This window comes from Streptomyces sp. NPDC058812, assembly GCF_042744565.1.
Taxonomy (GTDB): domain Bacteria; phylum Actinomycetota; class Actinomycetes; order Streptomycetales; family Streptomycetaceae; genus Streptomyces; species Streptomyces thinghirensis.
In genome coordinates, this window is sequence record NZ_JBHYOB010000004.1 from 11,936 (window position 1) to 32,157 (window position 20,222).

The window sequence follows — 20,222 nt, forward strand, 5'->3', positions numbered from 1 at the left end:
ACGGGGCTGCGAAAATCATGAAGGTACACAAGTACGACACCGTCATCGTCGGCGCCGGTGGCGCCGGCATGCGCGCGGCCATCGAGTCGACGAAGCGCAGCCGCACCGCCGTCCTGACGAAGCTCTACCCCACCCGCTCCCACACGGGCGCCGCGCAGGGCGGCATGGCCGCCGCGCTCGCCAACGTGGAGGAGGACAACTGGGAGTGGCACACCTTCGACACGGTCAAGGGCGGTGACTACCTGGTCGACCAGGACGCCGCCGAGATCCTGGCGAAGGAGGCCATCGACTCGGTCCTCGACCTGGAGAAGATGGGCCTGCCGTTCAACCGGACGCCGAACGGCACCATCGACCAGCGCCGCTTCGGCGGTCACAGCCGCAACCACGGCGAGGCCCCGGTCCGCCGCTCCTGCTACGCGGCCGACCGCACCGGTCACATGATCCTCCAGACGCTGTACCAGAACTGCGTCAAGGAGGGCGTGGAGTTCTTCAACGAGTTCTACGTCCTGGACCAGCTGATCACCGAGGTCGACGGCGTCAAGAAGTCGGCCGGTGTGGTCGCCTACGAGCTGGCGACCGGTGAGATCCACGTCTTCCAGGCGAAGTCCGTGATCTACGCCTCCGGCGGCACCGGCAAGTTCTTCAAGGTGACGTCCAACGCGCACACGCTGACCGGTGACGGCCAGGCGGCCGTGTACCGGCGCGGGCTGCCGCTGGAGGACATGGAGTTCTTCCAGTTCCACCCGACCGGCATCTGGCGCATGGGCATCCTGCTGACGGAGGGCGCCCGCGGTGAGGGCGGCATCCTCCGCAACAAGGACGGCGAGCGCTTCATGGAGAAGTACGCGCCGGTCATGAAGGACCTCGCCTCGCGTGACGTCGTCTCCCGCTCCATCTACACGGAGATCCGCGAGGGCCGCGGCTGCGGCCCCGAGGGCGACCACGTCTACCTGGACCTCACCCACCTCCCGCCGGAGCAGCTGGACGCCAAGCTGCCCGACATCACGGAGTTCGCGCGGACCTACCTCGGCATCGAGCCCTACACGGACCCGATCCCGATCCAGCCGACGGCGCACTACGCGATGGGCGGCATCCCGACCAACGTCGAGGGTGAGGTCCTCATGGACAACACCACCGTCGTGCCGGGCCTGTACGCGGCCGGCGAGGTGGCCTGCGTGTCCGTGCACGGCGCCAACCGCCTGGGCACCAACTCGCTGCTGGACATCAACGTCTTCGGCAAGCGGGCCGGCATCGCCGCCGCGGAGTACGCGCAGAAGGCGGATTTCGTGGAGCTGCCGGAGAACCCCGAGTCCCTGGTCCTCGAGCAGATCGAGCGGCTGCGCTCCTCCACCGGCACCGAGCGGGTGTCGACGCTCCGCCGCGAGCTGCAGGAGACCATGGACGCCAACGTCATGGTGTTCCGCACCGAGCAGACGATCAAGACGGCCGTCGAGAAGCTCGCCGAGCTGCGCGCCCGCTACAAGAACGTGGCGATCCAGGACAAGGGCAAGCGGTTCAACACCGACCTGCTGGAGGCCGTCGAGCTGGGCAACCTGCTCGACCTGGCCGAGGTCATGGCGGTGTCCGCGCTCGCCCGCAAGGAGTCGCGCGGCGGTCACTACCGCGAGGACTTCCCCAACCGCGACGACGTCAACTTCATGCGCCACACCATGGCGTACCGCGAGGTGGGCGACGACGGCACCGAGTCCATCCGGCTCGACTACAAGCCGGTCGTCCAGACCCGCTACCAGCCGATGGAGCGTAAGTACTGATGGCTACCCCTGTCATGGAGAAGAGCGACTCGGCCCCCGAGCCCGGCTTCGCCGACTCCCCGTACATCACGGTCACCTTCCGCGTCCGCCGGTTCAACCCGGAGGTCTCGGCCGAGGCGACCTGGGAAGACTTCCAGCTGGAGATCGACCCGAAGGAGCGTGTCCTCGACGCGCTGCACAAGATCAAGTGGGACCTGGACGGAAGCCTCACCTTCCGCCGTTCCTGCGCGCACGGCATCTGCGGTTCCGACGCCATGCGGATCAACGGCAAGAACCGCCTTGCCTGCAAGACGCTGATCAAGGACATCAGCCCCGAGAAGCCGATCACGGTCGAGGCCATCAAGGGCCTGACGGTCCTCAAGGATCTGGTCGTCGACATGGAGCCGTTCTTCCAGGCGTACCGGGACGTGATGCCCTTCCTGATCACGAAGGACACCAACGAGCCGACGCGTGAGCGCCTCCAGACGGCCGAGGACCGCGAGCGCTTCGACGACACGACGAAGTGCATCCTGTGCGCCGCCTGCACGTCCTCGTGCCCGGTGTTCTGGAACGACGGGCAGTACTTCGGCCCGGCGGCCATCGTCAACGCCCACCGCTTCATCTTCGACTCGCGTGACGAGGCCGGCGAGCAGCGGCTGGAGATCCTCAACGACCGCGACGGCGTCTGGCGCTGCCGCACGACCTTCAACTGCACGGACGCCTGCCCGCGCGGTATCGAGGTCACCAAGGCGATCGCGGAGGTGAAGCGGGCGCTGATCACGCGCCGCTTCTGACGTCCGTCGGCGCATGACGCCGTACGTCCGTGAGGGCCCCGTCTCCGCTGGAGACGGGGCCCTCTGGCATATGCCACACGATGGGGTGGAGGGTGCTACGAGGGCCGCGCGGGCGGTCTCCGTCCTAGGATGATGGTCTCGACACCAGCCCTCGGGAGGCACGTGATGTCCGCTGCATCCGTCGAGCAGCCCTTCGATCACGACGACGAGCCGGTCACTCTGACGACCATCGCCGACGAGATCATGGAGCGCCATCCGGGCTACCGCGTCGAGATCATCGGAGGGAATCTCCTCGTGACTCCGTCCCCGGATGCCCCGCACGCCCGCGCATTGACCAAGCTCATGCGGCCGTTCATCGCCGCAGGGCTGGACGACGGCGAAACCGAGGTTCTGCAAGGCGTCGGCCTCTGGCTGCCCACCGAGGCGGAGGACTACGCCATCCCCGACCTCGCGGTGGTGGACGCGGACGTCGACGAGCACCTCGTCGAGAACAACGCCTACGACCCCGTCTGCTTCCGGCTGGTCCTGGAGGTCACCTCCGGCAACTGGAAGAACGACCTGCGGACGAAGGTCGCCGCCTACGCCGCCGCCAAGGTCCCCGTCTACGTCGTCGTCGACCGCAAGCACCAGCGCCTCCACGTCCTCACCGACCCGGACGGGGGCGACTACGCCAGCCACCGCGTCCACTCGCCCGGCGAGTCGGTCGCCCTCCCCGACTCCCTCGGCGCCAAGGTCACGCTGGACGTCGATGCGATCCTTGCCGCCGGACGGCGTAAGCCGGCACCCGACCAGGACTGACAATCAGCCGTTCCGGGCGATGATCGACCTACCCTGACGCCATGTCAGATGACCAGTCGTACGAACTGCTCGGGTTCGACAACGTGCTGCTGCCCGTCGGGGACCTCGGTGCGGCCGTCGACTTCTACGAGCGGGCCGGCTTCCCGGTCGCCTTCCGGCTCGACGAGGCCGGCATCGCACTGCTGAAGGCCGGGGGTGAGACGCCGGGCATCCTCCTGCGGGCGGAGGAGGAGTTCGGGCAGCGGCCTCCGCCGTGGCCGTCCGCGCGGGTGTGGCTGGAGGTGGCGGACGCCCGCACGGCCGCCCGGGCGCTGCGCGACGCCGGAGTGGCGCCGCTGGACGAACCCTTCTCCGTCGCCACCGGCTGGACCGTCGAGTTCGCCGACCCGTGGGGCAACGTCATCGGGCTCACGGACTACTCCAAGCGTCCGGAGCTCGGCCGCCGACCGTAGTCGGGTGACGCGGACCACTCCCCCCGCGAGTTGAACACGTTCAAAAGCAGGTCTACAGTCTTCCCTGTCAGCGTTTTGAACGCGTTCAAGAAGGGGTGGGGCATGGACCGCACCGTCATCGCCTACGTCATCTACCTGCTGGTCAGCATCGGCCTGACCATCTGGGTGGCCCGCACGCTCAGCCGCAACGGCCGGGTCTTCCTCGCCGACGTGCTGCACGGCAACGAGAAGCTCGCGGAAGCCGTCAACCACCTCCTTGTGGTCGGCTTCTACCTCGTCAACCTCGGCTTCGTCGCCCTCTATCTGAGCGGTGACGAGACCATCGCCGACACCCGCGGGATCTTCGAGGCCCTGTCGACCAAGCTGGGCGTCGTGCTGCTGGTGCTCGGCGTGATGCACCTGGGCAACGTGTACGTGCTCAACAGGATCCGGCGGCGCGGGATGATGGAGCGGGAGCAGGTGCCGCCGGTCCAGCCGCAGGGCTGGATGGCTCCCACGGCCGGGGCCTGAGCCGATGGCGTCCGCTCCCGCGACGGCCGGCGCCCCCGTGCGCCGGCTCACCGTCCTCTACGACGCCGAGTGCTCCCTGTGCACGCACGTGCGGGACTGGCTGCTGCGGCAGCCGCGGCTGGTGCCGCTGGAGATGGTCCCGGCCGGGTCGGAGGAGGCGCGCCGGCGTTTTCCCGGCCTCGATCACTCCGTCACCCTTGACGAGGTCACCGTGGTCGGGGACGCCGGGCAGGTCTTCCGGGGCGCCGCCGCCTGGATCGTCGTCCTGTGGGCGCTGCGCGAGCACCGCGCGCTCGCCCACCGGCTCAGCACGCCCACCGGGGCGTGGCTGGCCCGTGGGGCCGTCCTGGCCGCCGCCAAGTGGCGGGGCGGGCAGCGGCAATGGGGCGGCAACGGGTACCGCCGCGCCGACGGGTGGGCCTACGAGCCGGGCCTCGGGTGGATGTACATCGGACCCGGCTGCGACGACGGCACCTGCGCCACTCGTTAGGCTCTCGTCCTGTGCCTGCGAAGAACGACGGCCCCGATGACGGAGCCCCCCTCAGCAAGTCCGAGCAGACCCGCGCGCTGATCCTGGAGACGGCCATGCGGCTCTTCCAGGAACGCGGTTACGACCGGACGACCATGCGGGCCATCGCCCAGGAGGCCGGGGTCTCCGTCGGCAACGCGTACTACTACTTCGCCGGCAAGGAGCACCTGATCCAGGGCTTCTACGACCGGATCGCCGCCGAGCACCAGGCAGCGGTCCGGGAGGTGCTGGCACGGGAGACCGACCTGGAGGCGCGGCTGGCGGGCGTACTGAAGGTCTGGCTGGACATCGCGACGCCGTACCACGAGTTCGCGGTGCAGTTCTTCAAGAACGCGGCCGACCCGGACAGCCCGCTCAGCCCCTTCTCCCCGGAGTCGGAGCACGCGCGCGTGGAGGCCATCAGCGTCCACCGCTCGGTGCTGGCCGGTACGAAGACCAAGGTGCCCGCGGAACTGCGGGACATCCTGCCCGAGTTGATGTGGCTCTCCCAGATGGGCCTCGTCCTGTACTGGATCTTCGACCGCACGGAGGGCCGCGAGCGGAGCTACCGCCTCGCCGAACGCGGCGCCCGGCTCACCGCGCGGGGTGTCGTCCTGGCCCGCTTCCGGGTGCTGCGCCCGCTGGTGCGCGAGGTGCACGAACTGTTCACGGACTTCCTGCCCGGGATGACCAAGGCGCTCCCGGACCCGGCGAAGAAGGCGGCGCCCCCCGAGGTCGCCCCCGAGGACGCCCCCGAGGAGGGCCGGCGGCGCGGGTCCTAGGCCTTCAGCGAGGCCAGCTCGATCACCGTGATGTCCGACTCCGCCCCCACGCGTGTGGGCGGGCCCCAGGCGCCCGCGCCGCGGCTGACGTAGAGCTGGGTGTCGCCGTAGCGTTCCAGGCCCGCCAGCGTCGGGTTGGCGGCACCCGCGACGAGGTTGCCGGGCCAGAGCTGGCCGCCGTGGGTGTGGCCGGAGAGCTGGAGGTCGACGCCGTGGTCGACGGCGTCGTGGATCTGCACCGGCTGGTGGGCGAGGAGCACGCACGCGCGGGCCCGGTCCCGGTCGCCGAGGGCCTTCGCGTAGTCCGGGCCCTGGCCGTCGTTCTCGCCCGAGATGTCGTTGACGCCCGCGAGGTCGAAGTGGGGCAGCTCGGTGCGGGCGTTCTCCAGCGGGAGCAGGCCGAGCCGCCGCACCTCGGCGACCCACTGCTCGGCGCCGGAGAAGTACTCGTGGTTGCCGGTGACGAAGTACGCGCCGTGCCGGGCCCGGAGCTGGGCCAGCGGAGCCGCCGCCGGGCCGAGGTCCTTCACGCTGCCGTCCACCAGGTCGCCGACCACGGCGATGAGGTCGGGCTGCGTGGAGTTGATCGTGTCGACGACCTTCTGCGCGAAACCCCGGCCGAGCACCGGGCCGAGGTGGACGTCGCTGACGACGGCGATGCGGAAACCGTGCGCCGCGCGGGGGAGCTTGGCCAGCGGCACGGTGACCCGCTTCACCGTCGGGCCGTTCAGCACGCCGTACGTCCCGTAGCCGACCGTCCCTACGGCCGCCGCGGCGGCGGCACCGGCGACGACGCGGGAGACGAAGAGGCGGCGGGAGGGGAGGGCGAGAGGGCTCTCGGGCGGACCGCCGGCCGCGGCGTCGGGGGCCGGCGCCCCAGGTGCCTCGGGTGCCTCGGGTGCCTCGGGTGCCTTGGGTGTCTTGGGCGGTGCCGTTCCGGCCGGTATGCGCTCCGTGTCCGCGACCGGGGACCTCAGCGGCTCCGACTCCGCCTGCCGCGCGGCCGCCCGCCGCTCCAGGAACCGCAGCAGCAGCGGCCGTACGACCTCGCCGGCCAGCACCGCCAGCAGCAGGTAGATCGACAGCGCCAGCCACAGGAAGCCCGGCCAGGCCAGGACCTGCTGGAGCCAGAAGGGGGCGCCCGCGCGCTCGGCGACCAGCGCGCCGACGGCCAGCACCCAGCCCCCGGCGATCACCACCGCGCCGATACGGCGCACGGGGCCGGGGCCCCGGGTCGTGTCACGGAACAGGCGCCGCCACACGTACCAGTTGGACGCCACGAGGACGCTCACCACTGCCAGCGCGACAAGCGCGAAGACGACCACCATGCCGTCGTATCCCCTCGGTTGCGGCGTCCGTGACGCCTATGACCTTCGGCGCAGTGCGCGCACTCCACGCAACCCGATGACCCCGACGACCGTCCCCAATACGAAGGAGACGACGGCGAGCAGCAGGTGCACCCAGAAGTACGCCGTGGGGTCGCCGTCCTCGAACGCGAGCCCGCTGCTGTCCTTGATCAGATTTTTGACGAAAGTGATCCAGATGATCCAGCTCCACACCCCGAAAGCGAGCAGGAACCAGGAGACGGGGCGGCTGAGCTTCATGCCTCCAGTATCGCCGCCGGGTGTCCGGATCCGTGCGCGGGGTGGGGAGGGGGGTGGGGCCGCGCCCCGCCCGGGAGGTACGTTCTCGCTCGTGCCCGCACCCAAGAAGGCCGTCAGGCGATCCCTGACGGTCGCCTCCGCCGCCCTGACCGCTCTCGCTCTCCTCCCGCCCGCCGCACTCGCCTCCCCGAGCCCTTCGGCGAGTTCTTCGGCGAGCCCGTCGGCCACTCCGCCCGCGTCGATGTCGACCGTGGGCGGCGCGCGGCTCGGGAAGCCGGGGACACAGGTGGATCTGGCGGGCGGGGCGCCCGTGCTGCCGAAGGACCTCACCGCCCGTTCGTGGATCGTGGCCGACGCCGAGTCCGGCGACGTGCTCGCCGCGCACAACGCGCACTGGCGGCTGGCCCCGGCGAGCACGCTGAAGATGCTGTTCGCCGACACACTGCTGCCGAAGTGGCCGAAGACGACCAAGCACAAGGTCGCCCCCTCGGATCTCGCGGGCATCGGCGCCGGCTCCAGCATGGTCGGCGTCAAGGAGGACGAGACGTACACCGTCCACGACCTGTGGCTCGGTGTCTTCCTGCGCTCCGGCAACGACGCCGTGCACGTGCTGTCGGCGATGAACGGCGGTGTCGACGAGACCGTCAAGGACATGAACGAGCACGCCGAGGAACTGCAGGCCCTCGACACGACCGTCGTCAGCCCCGACGGCTACGACGCGCCGAAGCAGGTCTCCTCGGCGTACGACCTGACGCTGTTCGCCCGCTCGGGGCTGCAGAAGAAGGACTTCCGCGAGTACGCCTCGACGGTCAGCGCGAAGTTCCCGGGCGAGACGAAGAAGGACAAGAAGGGCAAGACGTCCCGCAAGCCCTTCGAGATCCAGAACACCAACCGGCTGCTCGCCGGCGACTCGGACGTCGGCGTCTACCCGGGCATCGCGGGCGTGAAGAACGGCTACACCACAAACGCGGGCTACACCTTCACGGGCGTCGCCGAACAGGGCGGCAAGGTGCTGCTCGTCACGGTCATGAACCCGGCGAAGGACGAGCACAACGAGGTCTACAAGGAGACCTCCCGCCTGTTCGACTGGGGCTTCAAGGCGGCCGGCAAGGTGGAGCCGGTGGGCGAGCTGGTGCCACCGAAGAGCGCCGCCCAGGAGAGCCCGCAGCCGGGTTCGAGCACCTCCGCGGAGGCCGGCGGCACCGGGAAGGGCGCCGCGGGCACCCAGCCGGTGGCCGGCGCCCCGGCCGCGGACGGCGCCGGCGGCGTCGGTGTCGCGGCCGGCATCACCGCCGGGCTGCTGGTCCTGCTCGCGGGCGGCGCGTTCCTGATCAACCGGAAGTGGCCCCTGCCGGACCTGGTCCGCCGCCGGACGCGCCCGTGACGCCCTGTCCCTTCCCGTCCTGCTCCCGCCCGTCCGGCCCCGCCTCCTCCCCCTCGACTTCCCGCTCCTTGCTTCCCGTCGCCGTCCAGGAGGCGCTGAACAGCACCAGCTTCGAGGTGAAGTTGATCCACAGCAGCAGGGCGACGGGGACGCCGAAGGCGCCGTACATGCTCTTCGCGGCGACGCCCTGCATGTAGCCGCTCAGCAGCAGCTTCAGCAGCTCGAAGCCGATCGCGCCGATCAGCGCCGCCACCACCAGGCGGCGGCGCGCGGGCTGGACGCCGGGGAGCAGGGTCAGCACGTACAGGAGCAGCAGGAAGTCGGCGAATACAGCGACGGCGAACGCGGCGGCGTAGAGCAGCACCCCGCCGAAGCCGCCGTCGAGGCCCAGCTGTCGGATGATCCAGCCGACCAGCGCCGAGGCGACGGTGGAGATGGCGACGGTGACCAGGAGGGCGCCGCCGAGACCGACGAGGACGCCCGCGTCCTTGACCCGGTGCAGGACGGGGTTCTCCTCCTCCTCGGGCAGCTCCCAGACGGCGCGCAGGCAGCCCCGGGTGGCGTCGACCCAGCCGATGCCGATGAAGAGCAGCAGGGCTCCGGCGATGAGGCCGACGGTGCCCGCGTTGTCGATCAGGCTCTGGATGTTCAGCTGGTCGGAGATGCCGGGGATCTGCTCGGCGATCTTGTCCTGGAGCTGGTCCTGCTGGTCCTTGCTGAGCGTGGCGGCGGCGATGGCGGCGGCCAGGCTGAGCAGCGGGAAGAGCGCGACGAAGCTGGTGAAGGTCATGGCGGCGGCCAGCCGCGTCCACTTCACCCGGTCCAGCCGCTCGTACGAGCGCCACGCGTGCGTGGTCATCAGCCGGGCCAGCCACGGCCCGACCACGGGGAGCTTCTTCAGCCAGTCCATGATCCGACTCTGCCCCCGCTCGCCCGGGTCCATGATCCCGTCGTGTCACCGGTTCCTGCCCCGGTACGGAAGACCAGTGTTCTTGTGCCCCAGAAACGCAGGATGGTGGCCAGGACCATGCCGATTCCCGCGCCGGAGACCGTGTCGGCGCGCTGCGAGGTGAGGCCGAGGCCGTAGTGGCTGACGGCCAGGCACAGCAGCTGTACGGCGGCACCGGCGGCGTTCACCGCGAAGAACACGGCGTACGGGCGCAGGCCCTGCGGGCGGGTGTGCCGGTAGGTGCCGAGCGCGTTGCCCGCGTAGGCGACCGAGCAGCCGGCGACGAAGGACAGGGCCTTGGCGGTGAGCGGGTCGAGTCCGGCCGGGCCGCGCAGCCAGATGAAGAGGCCGAGATCGACGGCGTAGGCGAGGAGGCCGACGGAGACGAAGCCCAGCAGCTCGCGCCGGGCGCCCGCCGGATGGCCGCCTACCAATTGGCCACCGCCAGGCCGTACATCGCCACCCAGACCACGCCGATCAGCGCGAGCGCCCGGTCGCGCAGGACGACGTCCTCGGGTTCGCCGGCGGTGCCGCGGTCGGCGAAGACGGCGTAGCGCAGGACGGCGAGGATGAAGGCGACCATGGACAGCTGGCGCCAGGGCAGCACGCTCGTGTGCGGGACGCCGCCCTCCTCCATGGCCCACAGGCAGTAGCCGAGGACGGCGACGCCGGCCGCGAGCTGCCAGACGAAGCGGAGGTAGCCGGTGGTGTACTCGGTGAGCAACGCACGCGTGGCACCCGCTTTTTCGGCCATCTGGACGGCTTCGGAGTAGCGCTTGGCGGAGACCATGAACAGCGCGCCGAAGCCGGTCGTGATGAGGAACCAGCGGGACAGAGGGATGCCGAGCGCGAGTCCGCCGATCATCGCCCGCATCAGGAAGCCGGTGGTGACGACGGCCAGGTCGACGACCAGGACGTGCTTGAGGCTGATGCAGTACGCCAGTTGCATGGCGAGGTAGGCGGTCAGCAGGGCCGCGACGGCCGGCGGGCAGAGGAAGGCCGCGACGACGGGCGCGAGGACGCCCAGGGCGCCCCCGACGGCGTAGGCGACGGGCACCGGGACCTGTCCGGCGGCGACCGGGCGGTGCCGTTTGACCGGGTGGGCGCGGTCGGCCTCGGCGTCGCGGGCGTCGTTGACGAGGTAGACGGCGGCGGCGCAGGCGGTGAACAGGACGAAGACCAGGGCGAGCCGGGTCAGGGTGTGCCAGGAGAGCAGTTCGCCGGCGGCGGCCGGAGCCGCGACGACCAGGACGTTCTTGATCCACTGGCGGGGGCGTGCGGTCCGCAGCAGCCCCGCCGGGATGCCCGCCCTGCGGCGCGGCGCGGGTTCCTGCTGCTGTTCGGGGGCGCGTTGCCGCAGGACGGCCGTGTCAGTCACGGGTGCCTCCGCGCATCCAGTCGGTGCCGAGCCGGGCGGTGAGCGCGCCCAGGGCGGCGCCCGCCGCGATGTCGGAGGGGTAGTGGACGCCGACGACCAGCCGGGAGACGCACACCGCGGCGGCGAGCGGCCAGGCGGCGTGGACGCCGAGCGCGCCGAAGGCCACGGCGGCCGCCGTGGCCGAGGTGGCGTGGGAGCTGGGGAAGGAGTGCCGGCCGGCCGTGCGCACCAGGGGTACGACGTGCGCGGGACGGGGACGGCGTACGACCCGCTTCACGCCCATGCTGGCGAGGTGGGCGCCCGCCGTGAGCGCGGTGCCGCGCAGCCAGGCCGCGCGGCGGGTGCCGTCCACGGCGGCTCCGGCGAGGCCCGCCGCGAGCCACAGCGCTCCGTGCTCCCCGGCCCAGGACAGGGCACGCGCGGCACCGGCCACGCGCGGGTCCGTGCCGCGGGCTCTGAGCGCCGTGACGATCCGGTGGTCCATGTCGTCGAGGTCGTCCATGTGGACTCACTGTTCACGCCAACTGCGCGGTAAGTCCGGCAATATCGAGCGACATACCATTAATCACCCGTTTCGGGGACCACTGAGATGTTCTGGGACTAATCGTTCACATGAGGGCGATACGGTCACCGGCATGTCTGCCGACACCGTTCCCGTCACCGGCTGGGGCCGCACGGCGCCCACCGTCGCCCGCGTGATCCGCCCGCGCACGTTCCAGGAGGCCGCCGACGCCGTCCGCGACTGCGGCGTCCGCGGCGGCATCCCGCGGGGTCTGGGGCGGGCGTACGGAGACGCGGCGCAGAACGCCGGCGGCGACGTGCTCGACATGACGGCCCTGGACCGCGTCCACGCCATCGACGTCGACGGCGGCACCGTGCTCTGCGACGCGGGAATCTCCCTGCACCGGCTGATGGAGGTGCTGCTGCCGCTCGGCTGGTTCGTGCCGGTGACCCCCGGCACCCGCTACGTGACGGTCGGCGGGGCGATCGGCGCGGACATCCACGGCAAGAACCACCACGTGTCCGGGTCCTTCGCGCGGCACGTGCTCTCCTTCGAGCTGCTCACCGCCGACGGCCGGGTCCGTACCGTGGACCGGGGCACGCCCCTGTTCGACGCGACCGCCGGCGGCATGGGCCTGACCGGGGTGATCCTCACCGCGACCGTGCGGCTCCAGCCGGTCGAGACGTCACTGATGTCGGTCGACACCGAGCGCGCCGACGACCTCGACGACCTCATGGCCCGCCTGACGGCCACCGACCACCGCTACCGGTACTCGGTCGCCTGGATCGACCTGCTGGCCCGCGGCGCGGCGACCGGCCGGGCGGTGCTCACCCGCGGCGACCACGCGCCCCTGGAGGCGCTGCCCGACCGGGCTCGGCGCGAGCCGCTGGCCTTCCGTACCTCCCGTCTCCCGGCCGCCCCCGACCTCGTCCCGGAGGGCCTGCTCAGCCGGGCCACGGTCGGACTCTTCAACGAACTCTGGTACCGCAAGGCCCCCCGCCTGCGCAGGGGCGAACTCCAGCGGATCTCCGCCTTCTTCCACCCCCTGGACGGCGTCCCGCACTGGAACCGGATCTACGGCCGCGGCGGCTTCGTGCAGTACCAGTTCGTCGTCGGCCACGGCCGGGAGGACGCCCTGCGCCGGGTCGTGGGACGCATCTCCGCCCAGCGCTGCCCGTCGTTCCTGGCCGTCCTCAAGCGCTTCGGGGAGGCCGACCCGGGCTGGCTCTCGTTCCCCGTGCCCGGCTGGACCCTCGCCCTGGACATCCCGGCGGGTCTGCCGGGGCTCGGCACCTTCCTCGACGGCCTCGACGAGGAGGTCGCGAAGGCCGGCGGCCGGGTCTACCTCGCCAAGGACTCCCGGCTGCGGCCGGAGCTGCTCGCCGCGATGTACCCGCGCCTGGACGACTTCCGCGCGCTGCGCGCGGAGCTGGACCCGCGCGGGGTCTTCACCTCCGATCTCTCCCGCCGACTCACCCTCTAGGAGCTGTCGTGAAGGACGCCTTCGGCCTCCCCCAGTCCCTTCTCGTCCTCGGCGGTACGTCCGAGATCGCGCTCGCCACCGCGCGCCGTCTGGTCGCCCGCCGCACCCGTACCGTGTGGCTGGCCGGCCGCCCCTCCCCCGCCCTGGACGCGGCGGCCGAGCAGCTGCGCGGCCTCGGCGCCGAGGTGCGCACCGTCGCCTTCGACGCGCTCGACCCCGAGTCCCACGAGGCGGCGCTCGGCAAGGTCTTCGCCGAGGGCGACATCGACCTGGTGCTGCTGGCCTTCGGCGTCCTGGGCGACCAGGCGCACGACGAGCGTGAGCCGCTGAACGCCGTGCGGGTCGCGCAGACCAACTACACCGGCGCGGTCTCGGCCGGGCTGGTGAGCGCCCGCGCGCTCCAGGCGCAGGGCCACGGCTCCCTGGTGGTGCTCTCCTCCGTGGCCGGCGAGCGGGCCCGCCGCGCCAACTTCATCTACGGCTCCAGCAAGGCCGGCCTGGACGCCTTCGCGCAGGGCCTCGGCGACGCGCTGCACGGCACGGGCGTGCACGTCATGGTCGTACGCCCCGGGTTCGTGCGGTCGCGGATGACCGCGGGGATGGAGGAGGCGCCGCTCGCCACGACTCCCGAGGCGGTCGCCACGGCCATCGAGCTGGGGCTGCGGCGGCGCTCGGAGACGGTATGGGTGCCGGGCGCCCTGCGCGTGGTGATGTCGGCGCTGCGGCATCTGCCGCGGGGAGTGTTCCGGCGGCTGCCGGTGTAGAGCCGCGGAGCGGGCCTACCGGGCGGGCAGGGAGCCGCTCTCCACGCGTCCGGCCTGCGGGGGCACGGTGGTGCTGCCGAAGGGGAACTCGCGCAGCTTGCGCCACACCCCGTCGGCGCCCTGCTCGTAGAGCGCGAAGCCGGTGCAGGCCCACTGGGCCTCGTAGTCGGACAGCTCGTCGTAGGCGCGGTCCATCGCCGCTTCCTCGATGCCGTGCGCCACGGTGACGTGCGGGTGGTACGGGAACTGCAGTTCACGCGGCACCGGCCCGGAGCTGTCGCGGACCCGCTTCTGCAGCCAGGAGCAGGCCGCGGCGCCCTCGACCACCTGGACGAAGACCACGGGCGACAGCGGGCGGAAGGTCCCGGTGCCCGACAGCCGCATCGGGAAGGGCCGGCCGCGCGCCGCCACCTCCGCCAGGTGCGCCTCGATCGCGGGCAGCGCGGCGCCGTCGACCTCGGTCGGCGGCAGCAGGGTGACGTGCGTGGGGATGCCGTGAGCGGCGGCGTCGCCGAAGCCCGCGCGCAGCTGCTGGAGCTTGCTGCCGTGGGGCTCCGGGACCGCGATCGACACGCCGATCGTTACGGTCCCCACGTCGTCTCCTGTCGTTACGTGTCGTTACGTGTCACTCGTGGTATGTCGCTGAGTCGGACACCCGGTTATCGACTGTACGGCCACGACCGTGCCCGGGGCAGGCGCAACCGGAGTGATGTGCAGCGCTACGGCGGCGTGCCGGGGCGCGAGCGGTGCTGGGGCGGTGGTCGGGGCGGTGCCCCGGTCAGTGTTTGGCGGGAAGCAGGCCCAGCATGTCGTACGCCCGGGCGAGGGTCTCCGCGGCGACGGCCCGTGCCTTCTCCGCGCCCTTGGCCAGGATCGCGTCGAGGGTCTCCGGGTCGTCCAGGTACTGCTGGGTGCGCTCCCGGAAGGGCGTGACGAACTCCACCACGACCTCGGCGAGGTCCGTCTTCAGCGCGCCGTAGCCCTTGCCCTCGTACTTCTGCTCGAGTTCCGGGATCGCCGCACCGGTGAGGGTGGAGTAGATCGTGAGCAGGTTGCTGACGCCGGGCTTGTGCTCTCGGTCGAAGCGGATCACGGTGTCGGTGTCCGTGACGGCGCTCTTCACCTTCTTCGCCGTGGCCTTCGGCTCGTCGAGCAGGTTGATCAGACCCTTGGGGGTGGCCGCCGACTTGCTCATCTTGGCGGTCGGGTCCTGAAGGTCGTAGATCTTCGCCGTCTCCTTGAGGATGTACGCGGAAGGGACGGTGAAGGCCTCGCCGAAGCGGCCGTTGAAGCGCTCGGCCAGGTCGCGGGTCAGCTCGATGTGCTGGCGCTGGTCCTCGCCGACCGGCACCTCGTTCGCCTGGTAGAGCAGGATGTCCGCGACCTGGAGGACCGGGTACGTGAACAGGCCGACGGAGGCGCGGTCGGCGCCCTGCTTCGCGGACTTGTCCTTGAACTGGGTCATGCGGCTCGCCTCGCCGAAGCCGGTGAGGCAGTTCATGATCCAGGCGAGCTGGGCGTGCTCGGGGACGTGGCTCTGGACGAAGAGCGTGCAGCGGTCCGGGTCGAGTCCGGCGGCCAGCAGCTGGGCCGCGGCGAGCCGGGTGTTGGCGCGCAGCTCCTTCGGGTCCTGCGGGACCGTGATCGCGTGCAGGTCGACGACCATGTAGAACGCGTCGTGGGACTCCTGGAGGGCCACCCACTGGCGGACGGCGCCGAGGTAGTTGCCGAGGTGGAACGAGCCTGCGGTGGGCTGGATTCCGGAGAGCACACGAGGTCGGTCATTCGCCATGCGCACCATTCTCTCAGAGAGCTCGGGTGGTGCTGTCGCGGGGAACTGCGGGACCGCTGTGGGTGGTCGCGCAGTTCCCCGCGCCCCTTACGGAGCGCTTCAGCCCAGGTCGATCTCCGGATAGAGCGGGAAGCCCGCCACCAGGTCCGTCGCGCGGTGGGAGATCTCGTCCGCGATCTTGGCGTCGAGGACGTGCGCGGCCTTCGAGGGGGCGCCCGACTTGGTGGTGCCCGCCTCGGTGGTGGTGAGGACGCGGTCGATGAGGCCGGCCACCTCGTCCATCTCCGCCGTGCCCAGGCCGCGGGTGGTGAGCGCCGGGGTGCCGATGCGGATGCCGGAGGTGTACCAGGCGCCGTTGGGGTCGGCCGGGATGGCGTTGCGGTTGGTGACGATGCCGGAGTCGAGGAGGGCGGCCTCGGCCTGGCGGCCGGTGAGGCCGTAGGAGGACGCCACGTCGATCAGGTTCAGGTGGTTGTCCGTGCCGCCGGTGACCAGGGTGGCGCCGCGCCGCATCAGGCCCTCGGCGAGGGCTCGCGAGTTGTCGACGATGCGCTGGGCGTAGTCCTGGAACGCGGGCTGCCGGGCCTCGGCGAGGGCGACGGCCTTGGCGGCCATGACGTGCGGGAGCGGGCCGCCGAGGACCATCGGGCAGCCGCGGTCGACCTGGTCCTTGAGGGAGTCGTCGCACAGGACCATGCCGCCGCGCGGGCCGCGCAGCGACTTGTGGGTGGTCGTCGTGACGATCTGGGCGTGCGGGACCGGGTCGAAGTCGCCGGTGAGCACCTTGCCCGCGACAAGACCCGCGAAGTGCGCCATGTCGACCATGAGGGTCGCGCCGACCTCGTCGGCGATCTCGCGCATGATCCGGAAGTTCACCAGGCGGGGGTAGGCGGAGTAACCGGCGACGATGATCAGCGGCTTGAACTCGCGGGCCGAGGCGCGCAGGGCCTCGTAGTCGATGAGGCCGGTCGCCGGGTCGGTGCCGTAGGAGCGCTGGTCGAACATCTTGCCGGAGATGTTCGGACGGAAGCCGTGGGTGAGGTGGCCGCCGGCGTCCAGGGACATGCCGAGCATGCGCTGGTTGCCGAAGGCGCGGCGCAGCTCGGCCCAGTCGGCGTCGGTCAGGTCGTTGACCTGGCGGACGCCGGTCTTCTCCAGGAAGGGCACCTCGACGCGGGCGCCGAGGACGGCCCAGAAGGCGACGAGGTTGGCGTCGATGCCGGAGTGCGGCTGAACGTAGGCGTGGCGGGCGCCGAACAGCTCGCGCGCGTGCTCGGCGGCGAGGGACTCGACGGTGTCGACGTTGCGGCAGCCGGCGTAGAAGCGGCGGCCGATGGTGCCCTCGGCGTACTTGTCGCTGAACCAGTTGCCCATGGTCAGGAGCGTGGCCGGGGAGGCGTAGTTCTCCGAGGCGATCAGCTTGAGCATCTCGCGCTGGTCGGCGACCTCCTGGCCGATGGCGTCGGCGACGCGGGGCTCGACGGTGCGGATGACGTCGAGCGCGGCGCGGTAGGCGGTGGACTCGGGGGTGAGATCTGCGGGCATGGGGACCTCCGGACGGTGCGGTCGGCGTTCGGGTCGGCCCAGGCGCACGGCGCTCGTCTTCTTCGGACCGCTCCCCGATGGTTGTCCATCCCAGCGCGCCAGTCACGGCCCACGCGCAGCCTACCGGGCGGCACGGAGTGCCGGGCCCCGGCGTCCACCATGCGAGCGACGGTCCTCAGAGGATCACGTGGGGCAGGAAGCGGGCGTACTCGTCCGTCACCAGGCCCGACGACTCGCGGATGCCCAGGCCCGCGGACTCGTTCTCCACGACCCACGCGCCCAGGACGACGCGGTTGCCGTCGAAGTCGGGCAGGGGGGCCAGTTCCTGGTAGCAGCAGAGGTCGGTGCGCGGGGGCGCTTTTGTGCCGGGGCGGTGGATGGTGACGCCGGCGCCCTCGCGGCCCAGGAGGGGCTTGGCGACGTAGCCGGTGGTGTGGGCCAGCTCGCGGGGGCCGTCCAGGTAGGCGGGGAGGAGGTTGGGGTGGTCCGGGTACAGCTCCCAGAGGATCGCCAGCAGTGCCTTGTTGCTGAGCAGCATCTTCCAGGCGGGCTCGATCCAGAGGGTGGTGCCGGTGCCGCCGCCGTTGTCGAGGGTGTCCAGGACGTGGTCGGCGAAGCGGTCGGTGGTGAGCCACTCCCAGGGATAGAGCTTGAAGATGCTGCGGATGAAGCGGAGCTTGCCGTCGACGAAGCGGCCGGACAGGCGGTCCCAGCCGATCTCCTCCATGGAGATCCACTCGGTCTCCAGGCCGGCCTGCTCGGCGGTCTCCTTGAGGTAGGCGACCGTCATGAGGTCCTCGCCCAGCTCGTCGGCCTCGGAGTTCGCGAAGTACAGCGGGCTGCCGGGCGGGAGGAGGGCGGCCTGCTTCTTCCAGGCGTCGATGAGGCGCTCGTGGAGGCTGTTCCACTGGTCGGCGCCGGGGAAGCTCTCCTCCATCCAGAACCACTGCGGGGACGCGGCCTCGACGAGGGAGGTCGGGGTGTCCGCGTTGTACTCCAGGAGCTTGGCGGGCCCCGTGCCGTCGTAACGCAGGTCGAAGCGGGCGTAGACGGAGGGGAGTTCGGCACGGCGGTGCCAGGCCTCGGTGACCGCCCGGACCACCCGCGGGTCGGTCATGCCGAGGTCGGCGAAGCGGCCGGCGGTGACGATGTGCTCGGCCGCCGCCAGGCACATGCGGTGGAGTTCCTCGACGACCTCCTCCAGCGCCTCGACCTCCGGGAGGGAGAAGACGTAGTAGGCGCTCTCGTCCCAGTAGGGGCGCAGGGAGTCGTCGGGGTAGCGGGTCAGGGGGTAGATGCACCCCTGTTCCTCCACCGTCTGCTGCCAGCCCGGGCGCGGCTCGGTGGTGCGGCGTTCCACGGCCGGCCTCAGCCGCCGCCGCTGCCGGAGCCGGAGCAGCCGAAGCCGCCGCGGTCGACGGCCTCGTCGCGGCTGAAGGTGCCGTAGTCGGCCCAGCCGTTGCTGACGTCCGCGTCGTAGTACCAGTCGGCGTCGGACACCTTGGACGAGCCGGGCTTCTTCTTGCCGCCCTTGCCACCCTTGCCGTACGAACCGCCGGACGAGCCCGACTTGCAGTTCTTGTCGGCGACGACCTTGTAGCCGTTGATGTAGTCGTAGCTGTCGCGGTCCACGCAGCGGCGGTCGGGGTCCGATCCGCACGCGCTCAGGGCCGCCGCGAGCACTCCCATGCCGCCGAGCACCACGGTGCTCGACCGCAGCCGTCGCCGGGTCTCTGCCATTTCCTTGTCTCCCCGTTGTCCACGCCGCTGTACGACAGTTGGGCCGATCGAGTGTACGGCCCGTGCCGCGGGTGGACTCTACGGCAGCGCCCGGCACAGCGCGTCCAGGGCCCCCGCCCAGGCGTGGTCGGGCGGGGTGCCGTAGCCGACGACGAGGGCGTCCAGCGGGGAGACGGCCGCGTCCGGGTGGCGGAACGTGGACAGGCCGTGGACGGCGAGGCCGTGCCAGGCGGCGGCCCTGACGGCCTGCTGCTCGGTGCCGGGCGGCAGTTGGAGGACAGCGTGCAGTCCGGCCGCGATGCCGGTGACGCGCACGTCGGGGGCCCGCTCGGCGAGGGCGGCGACCAGCGCGTCACGGCGGCGCCGGTAGCGCAGGCGGGCGGCCCGGACGTGCCGGTCGTAGTCGCCGGAGCCCAGGAACTCCGCGAGGGTCAGCTGGTCCAGGACGCCCGGGGTACGGCCCGCCATGCCGTCCATGGCCTCCTCGACCAGCGATGACGGCAGCACCAGCCAGCCCAGGCGCAGGCCGGGGGCGAGGGACTTGCTGGCGGTGCCCAGATAGACGACGCGGTCGGGGTCCAGGCCCTGGAGGGCGCCGACGGGCTGGCGGTCGTAGCGGAACTCGCCGTCGTAGTCGTCCTCCAGGACCAGACCGCCGGTGCGGCGGGCCCAGTCGATCAGTGCCGTGCGGCGCTCGGGGAGCAGGGGCAGGCCCAGGGGGAACTGGTGGGAGGGGGTCAGCAGGACGGCCCGGGCGGCGGCCGGGTCGTCGAGGGGGCGGGTGCCGCGGTCGTCGAAGGGCAGCGGGGGCGTGTCGCAGCCCGCGCGCCGGAGCAGCCGTCGGTGGTGGGGCAGGCCGTAGGACTCGACCGCCACGGAGCGCGCTCCCCTGTGGCGCAGCAGGTCGGCGAGCACACCGAGGCCGCCGAGGAAGCCGGCGCAGACGACGATCCGGTCGGGGTCGGCGCGCACGCCGCGGGCGCGGGAGAGGTAGCCGGCGAGGGCGGTGCGCAGTTCGATCCGGCCGCGCGGGTCGCCGTAGCCGAGGGCCCGGTCGGGGGCGGCGGTCAGGGCGCGGCGGGCCGCCTTCAGCCACTGGGCGCGGGGGAAGGACGCGAGTTCGGGAGTACCGGGGACGAGGTCGTAGGCGGGCCTGCCCGGTTCACGCCGGTGCGGTGCCGGGCGCCGGGCGGGGGTGGCGGGCGTCCGGTCGGCGACCCGGGTGCCGGAGCCCTGGCGGGCGGCGAGCCAGCCCTCGGCGACCAGGTCGGCGTAGACGTCGGCCACCGTGTTGCGGGCCACGCCCAGGTCGGCGGCGAGCGAGCGCGAGGAGGGCAGCCGGGTGCCGGGCGCCAGCCGGCCGCCGCGGACGGCCTCGCGCAGGGCGTCGGTGAGGCCGCGGCGCAGGCCGGGGCCGGAGCGGTCCAGGTGCAGGTCGACGCCGAAATTGGCCCATGGTTTCCCCATGGAAATGGACCATACTCCT

The 20,222-nt window shown here is 71.7% G+C and carries 22 protein-coding genes and 1 riboswitch; of the genes, 10 read left to right on the forward strand and 12 right to left on the reverse strand.

The features are described from left to right. The first annotated feature begins 17 nt into the window (after positions 1–17). From sdhA to ACFW48_RS09600, 7 genes are all read left to right on the forward strand, one after another. Positions 18–1,772 (forward strand): succinate dehydrogenase flavoprotein subunit, encoded by a 1,755-nt coding sequence (sdhA, locus tag ACFW48_RS09570; RefSeq protein ID WP_386312140.1) that lies wholly within the window; start codon positions 18–20, stop codon positions 1,770–1,772. Then, on the forward strand, positions 1,772–2,545 hold the full coding sequence (locus ACFW48_RS09575) for a succinate dehydrogenase iron-sulfur subunit (protein WP_386312142.1): 774 nt from the start codon (positions 1,772–1,774) through the stop codon (positions 2,543–2,545). Before sdhA ends, ACFW48_RS09575 begins: the two co-directional genes overlap by 1 nt. A gap of 165 nt (positions 2,546–2,710) precedes the next feature. Then, the gene (locus tag ACFW48_RS09580) at positions 2,711–3,343 is read left to right on the forward strand and encodes a Uma2 family endonuclease (protein ID WP_386312145.1); all 633 of its coding nucleotides are present in this window, start codon (positions 2,711–2,713) and stop codon (positions 3,341–3,343) included. A 41-nt stretch (positions 3,344–3,384) separates the two neighbouring features. Then, positions 3,385–3,795 (forward strand): VOC family protein, encoded by a 411-nt coding sequence (locus ACFW48_RS09585; protein ID WP_386312147.1) that lies wholly within the window; start codon positions 3,385–3,387, stop codon positions 3,793–3,795. A gap of 102 nt (positions 3,796–3,897) precedes the next feature. Beyond that, on the forward strand, positions 3,898–4,305 hold the full coding sequence (locus ACFW48_RS09590) for a hypothetical protein (protein WP_386312150.1): 408 nt from the start codon (positions 3,898–3,900) through the stop codon (positions 4,303–4,305). A gap of 4 nt (positions 4,306–4,309) precedes the next feature. Further along, positions 4,310–4,795, forward strand: coding sequence for a thiol-disulfide oxidoreductase DCC family protein (locus ACFW48_RS09595; protein ID WP_386312152.1), 486 nt, complete (start codon positions 4,310–4,312; stop codon positions 4,793–4,795). A gap of 11 nt (positions 4,796–4,806) precedes the next feature. Next, positions 4,807–5,595: a TetR/AcrR family transcriptional regulator gene (locus ACFW48_RS09600; protein WP_386312154.1), complete on the forward strand. Its 789-nt coding sequence runs from the start codon at positions 4,807–4,809 to the stop codon at positions 5,593–5,595. Here ACFW48_RS09600 and ACFW48_RS09605 read toward each other — a convergent pair. Beyond that, positions 5,592–6,923, reverse strand: coding sequence for a metallophosphoesterase (locus tag ACFW48_RS09605; protein WP_386312156.1), 1,332 nt, complete (start codon positions 6,921–6,923; stop codon positions 5,592–5,594). The two genes, ACFW48_RS09600 and ACFW48_RS09605, sit on opposite strands and share 4 nt — an antisense overlap. A 36-nt stretch (positions 6,924–6,959) precedes the next feature. Beyond that, positions 6,960–7,199 (reverse strand): SCO4848 family membrane protein, encoded by a 240-nt coding sequence (locus tag ACFW48_RS09610; RefSeq protein ID WP_055418236.1) that lies wholly within the window; start codon positions 7,197–7,199, stop codon positions 6,960–6,962. A gap of 91 nt (positions 7,200–7,290) precedes the next feature. Here ACFW48_RS09610 and ACFW48_RS09615 point away from each other — a divergent pair, with 91 nt between their 5' ends. Continuing rightward, positions 7,291–8,583: a D-alanyl-D-alanine carboxypeptidase family protein gene (locus ACFW48_RS09615; protein ID WP_386312159.1), complete on the forward strand. Its 1,293-nt coding sequence runs from the start codon at positions 7,291–7,293 to the stop codon at positions 8,581–8,583. Here the strand turns inward: ACFW48_RS09615 and ACFW48_RS09620 are convergent. From ACFW48_RS09620 to ACFW48_RS09635, 4 genes are read right to left on the reverse strand one after another with little or no spacing between them, the layout of a single operon-like run. After that, positions 8,531–9,493 (reverse strand): YihY/virulence factor BrkB family protein, encoded by a 963-nt coding sequence (locus ACFW48_RS09620; RefSeq protein WP_386312162.1) that lies wholly within the window; start codon positions 9,491–9,493, stop codon positions 8,531–8,533. The genes ACFW48_RS09615 and ACFW48_RS09620 overlap by 53 nt on opposite strands. Further along, entirely contained in the window at positions 9,481–9,966 is a 486-nt protein-coding gene (locus ACFW48_RS09625; RefSeq protein WP_386312165.1) for a GtrA family protein, read from the reverse strand. The genes ACFW48_RS09620 and ACFW48_RS09625 overlap by 13 nt, the downstream gene beginning before the upstream one ends. Continuing rightward, a complete protein-coding gene (locus tag ACFW48_RS09630; protein WP_386312167.1) occupies positions 9,960–10,910 on the reverse strand; it encodes a decaprenyl-phosphate phosphoribosyltransferase in 951 nt (316 codons plus the stop codon). Before ACFW48_RS09630 ends, ACFW48_RS09625 begins: the two co-directional genes overlap by 7 nt. Beyond that, positions 10,903–11,412 (reverse strand): phosphatase PAP2 family protein, encoded by a 510-nt coding sequence (locus ACFW48_RS09635; protein ID WP_386312170.1) that lies wholly within the window; start codon positions 11,410–11,412, stop codon positions 10,903–10,905. Before ACFW48_RS09635 ends, ACFW48_RS09630 begins: the two co-directional genes overlap by 8 nt. Positions 11,413–11,545: 133 nt before the next feature. Here ACFW48_RS09635 and ACFW48_RS09640 point away from each other — a divergent pair, with 133 nt between their 5' ends. Both ACFW48_RS09640 and ACFW48_RS09645 read left to right on the forward strand, forming a co-directional pair. Next, the gene (locus ACFW48_RS09640) at positions 11,546–12,895 is read left to right on the forward strand and encodes an FAD-binding protein (RefSeq protein ID WP_386312172.1); all 1,350 of its coding nucleotides are present in this window, start codon (positions 11,546–11,548) and stop codon (positions 12,893–12,895) included. Between the two features lie 8 nt (positions 12,896–12,903). After that, the gene (locus tag ACFW48_RS09645; RefSeq protein ID WP_337304184.1) at positions 12,904–13,659 is read left to right on the forward strand and encodes a decaprenylphospho-beta-D-erythro-pentofuranosid-2-ulose 2-reductase; all 756 of its coding nucleotides are present in this window, start codon (positions 12,904–12,906) and stop codon (positions 13,657–13,659) included. A gap of 15 nt (positions 13,660–13,674) precedes the next feature. Here ACFW48_RS09645 and ACFW48_RS09650 read toward each other — a convergent pair whose 3' ends face one another. The 6 genes from ACFW48_RS09650 to ACFW48_RS09675 all read right to left on the reverse strand — a co-directional run bounded on the left by ACFW48_RS09650 (position 13,675) and on the right by ACFW48_RS09675 (position 20,203). After that, on the reverse strand, positions 13,675–14,253 hold the full coding sequence (locus ACFW48_RS09650; RefSeq protein ID WP_386312175.1) for a 2'-5' RNA ligase family protein: 579 nt from the start codon (positions 14,251–14,253) through the stop codon (positions 13,675–13,677). A 184-nt stretch (positions 14,254–14,437) separates the two neighbouring features. After that, on the reverse strand, positions 14,438–15,451 hold the full coding sequence (gene trpS / locus ACFW48_RS09655) for a tryptophan--tRNA ligase (protein WP_383559046.1): 1,014 nt from the start codon (positions 15,449–15,451) through the stop codon (positions 14,438–14,440). A gap of 99 nt (positions 15,452–15,550) precedes the next feature. Further along, positions 15,551–16,996, reverse strand: coding sequence for a glycine hydroxymethyltransferase (locus tag ACFW48_RS09660; protein WP_386312180.1), 1,446 nt, complete (start codon positions 16,994–16,996; stop codon positions 15,551–15,553). A gap of 29 nt (positions 16,997–17,025) precedes the next feature. Continuing rightward, positions 17,026–17,112: riboswitch (ZMP/ZTP riboswitch) on the reverse strand. A gap of 59 nt (positions 17,113–17,171) precedes the next feature. Continuing rightward, entirely contained in the window at positions 17,172–18,356 is a 1,185-nt protein-coding gene (locus ACFW48_RS09665) for a glutathionylspermidine synthase family protein (RefSeq protein ID WP_386312183.1), read from the reverse strand. A gap of 8 nt (positions 18,357–18,364) precedes the next feature. Next, on the reverse strand, positions 18,365–18,736 hold the full coding sequence (locus tag ACFW48_RS09670) for a hypothetical protein (RefSeq protein WP_386312185.1): 372 nt from the start codon (positions 18,734–18,736) through the stop codon (positions 18,365–18,367). Between the two features lie 78 nt (positions 18,737–18,814). Beyond that, positions 18,815–20,203, reverse strand: coding sequence for a PLP-dependent aminotransferase family protein (locus tag ACFW48_RS09675; protein ID WP_386312188.1), 1,389 nt, complete (start codon positions 20,201–20,203; stop codon positions 18,815–18,817). Positions 20,204–20,222 lie beyond the last annotated feature (19 nt).

Bases quoted from the DNA above. Each gene is read 5' to 3' on its own strand.
- sdhA (WP_386312140.1), top strand. From the start codon at position 18: ATGAAGGTACACAAGTACGACACCGTCATCGTCGGCGCCGGTGGCGCC.
- ACFW48_RS09575 (WP_386312142.1), top strand. From the start codon at position 1,772: ATGGCTACCCCTGTCATGGAGAAGAGCGACTCGGCCCCCGAGCCCGGC.
- ACFW48_RS09580 (WP_386312145.1), top strand. From the start codon at position 2,711: ATGTCCGCTGCATCCGTCGAGCAGCCCTTCGATCACGACGACGAGCCG.
- ACFW48_RS09585 (WP_386312147.1), top strand. From the start codon at position 3,385: ATGTCAGATGACCAGTCGTACGAACTGCTCGGGTTCGACAACGTGCTG.
- ACFW48_RS09590 (WP_386312150.1), top strand. From the start codon at position 3,898: ATGGACCGCACCGTCATCGCCTACGTCATCTACCTGCTGGTCAGCATC.
- ACFW48_RS09595 (WP_386312152.1), top strand. From the start codon at position 4,310: ATGGCGTCCGCTCCCGCGACGGCCGGCGCCCCCGTGCGCCGGCTCACC.
- ACFW48_RS09605 (WP_386312156.1), bottom strand. From the start codon at position 6,923: ATGGTGGTCGTCTTCGCGCTTGTCGCGCTGGCAGTGGTGAGCGTCCTC.
- ACFW48_RS09610 (WP_055418236.1), bottom strand. From the start codon at position 7,199: ATGAAGCTCAGCCGCCCCGTCTCCTGGTTCCTGCTCGCTTTCGGGGTG.
- ACFW48_RS09620 (WP_386312162.1), bottom strand. From the start codon at position 9,493: ATGGACTGGCTGAAGAAGCTCCCCGTGGTCGGGCCGTGGCTGGCCCGG.
- ACFW48_RS09635 (WP_386312170.1), bottom strand. From the start codon at position 11,412: ATGGACGACCTCGACGACATGGACCACCGGATCGTCACGGCGCTCAGA.
- ACFW48_RS09640 (WP_386312172.1), top strand. From the start codon at position 11,546: ATGTCTGCCGACACCGTTCCCGTCACCGGCTGGGGCCGCACGGCGCCC.
- trpS (WP_383559046.1), bottom strand. From the start codon at position 15,451: ATGGCGAATGACCGACCTCGTGTGCTCTCCGGAATCCAGCCCACCGCA.
- ACFW48_RS09660 (WP_386312180.1), bottom strand. From the start codon at position 16,996: ATGCCCGCAGATCTCACCCCCGAGTCCACCGCCTACCGCGCCGCGCTC.
- ACFW48_RS09670 (WP_386312185.1), bottom strand. From the start codon at position 18,736: ATGGCAGAGACCCGGCGACGGCTGCGGTCGAGCACCGTGGTGCTCGGC.
- ACFW48_RS09675 (WP_386312188.1), bottom strand. From the start codon at position 20,203: ATGGGGAAACCATGGGCCAATTTCGGCGTCGACCTGCACCTGGACCGC.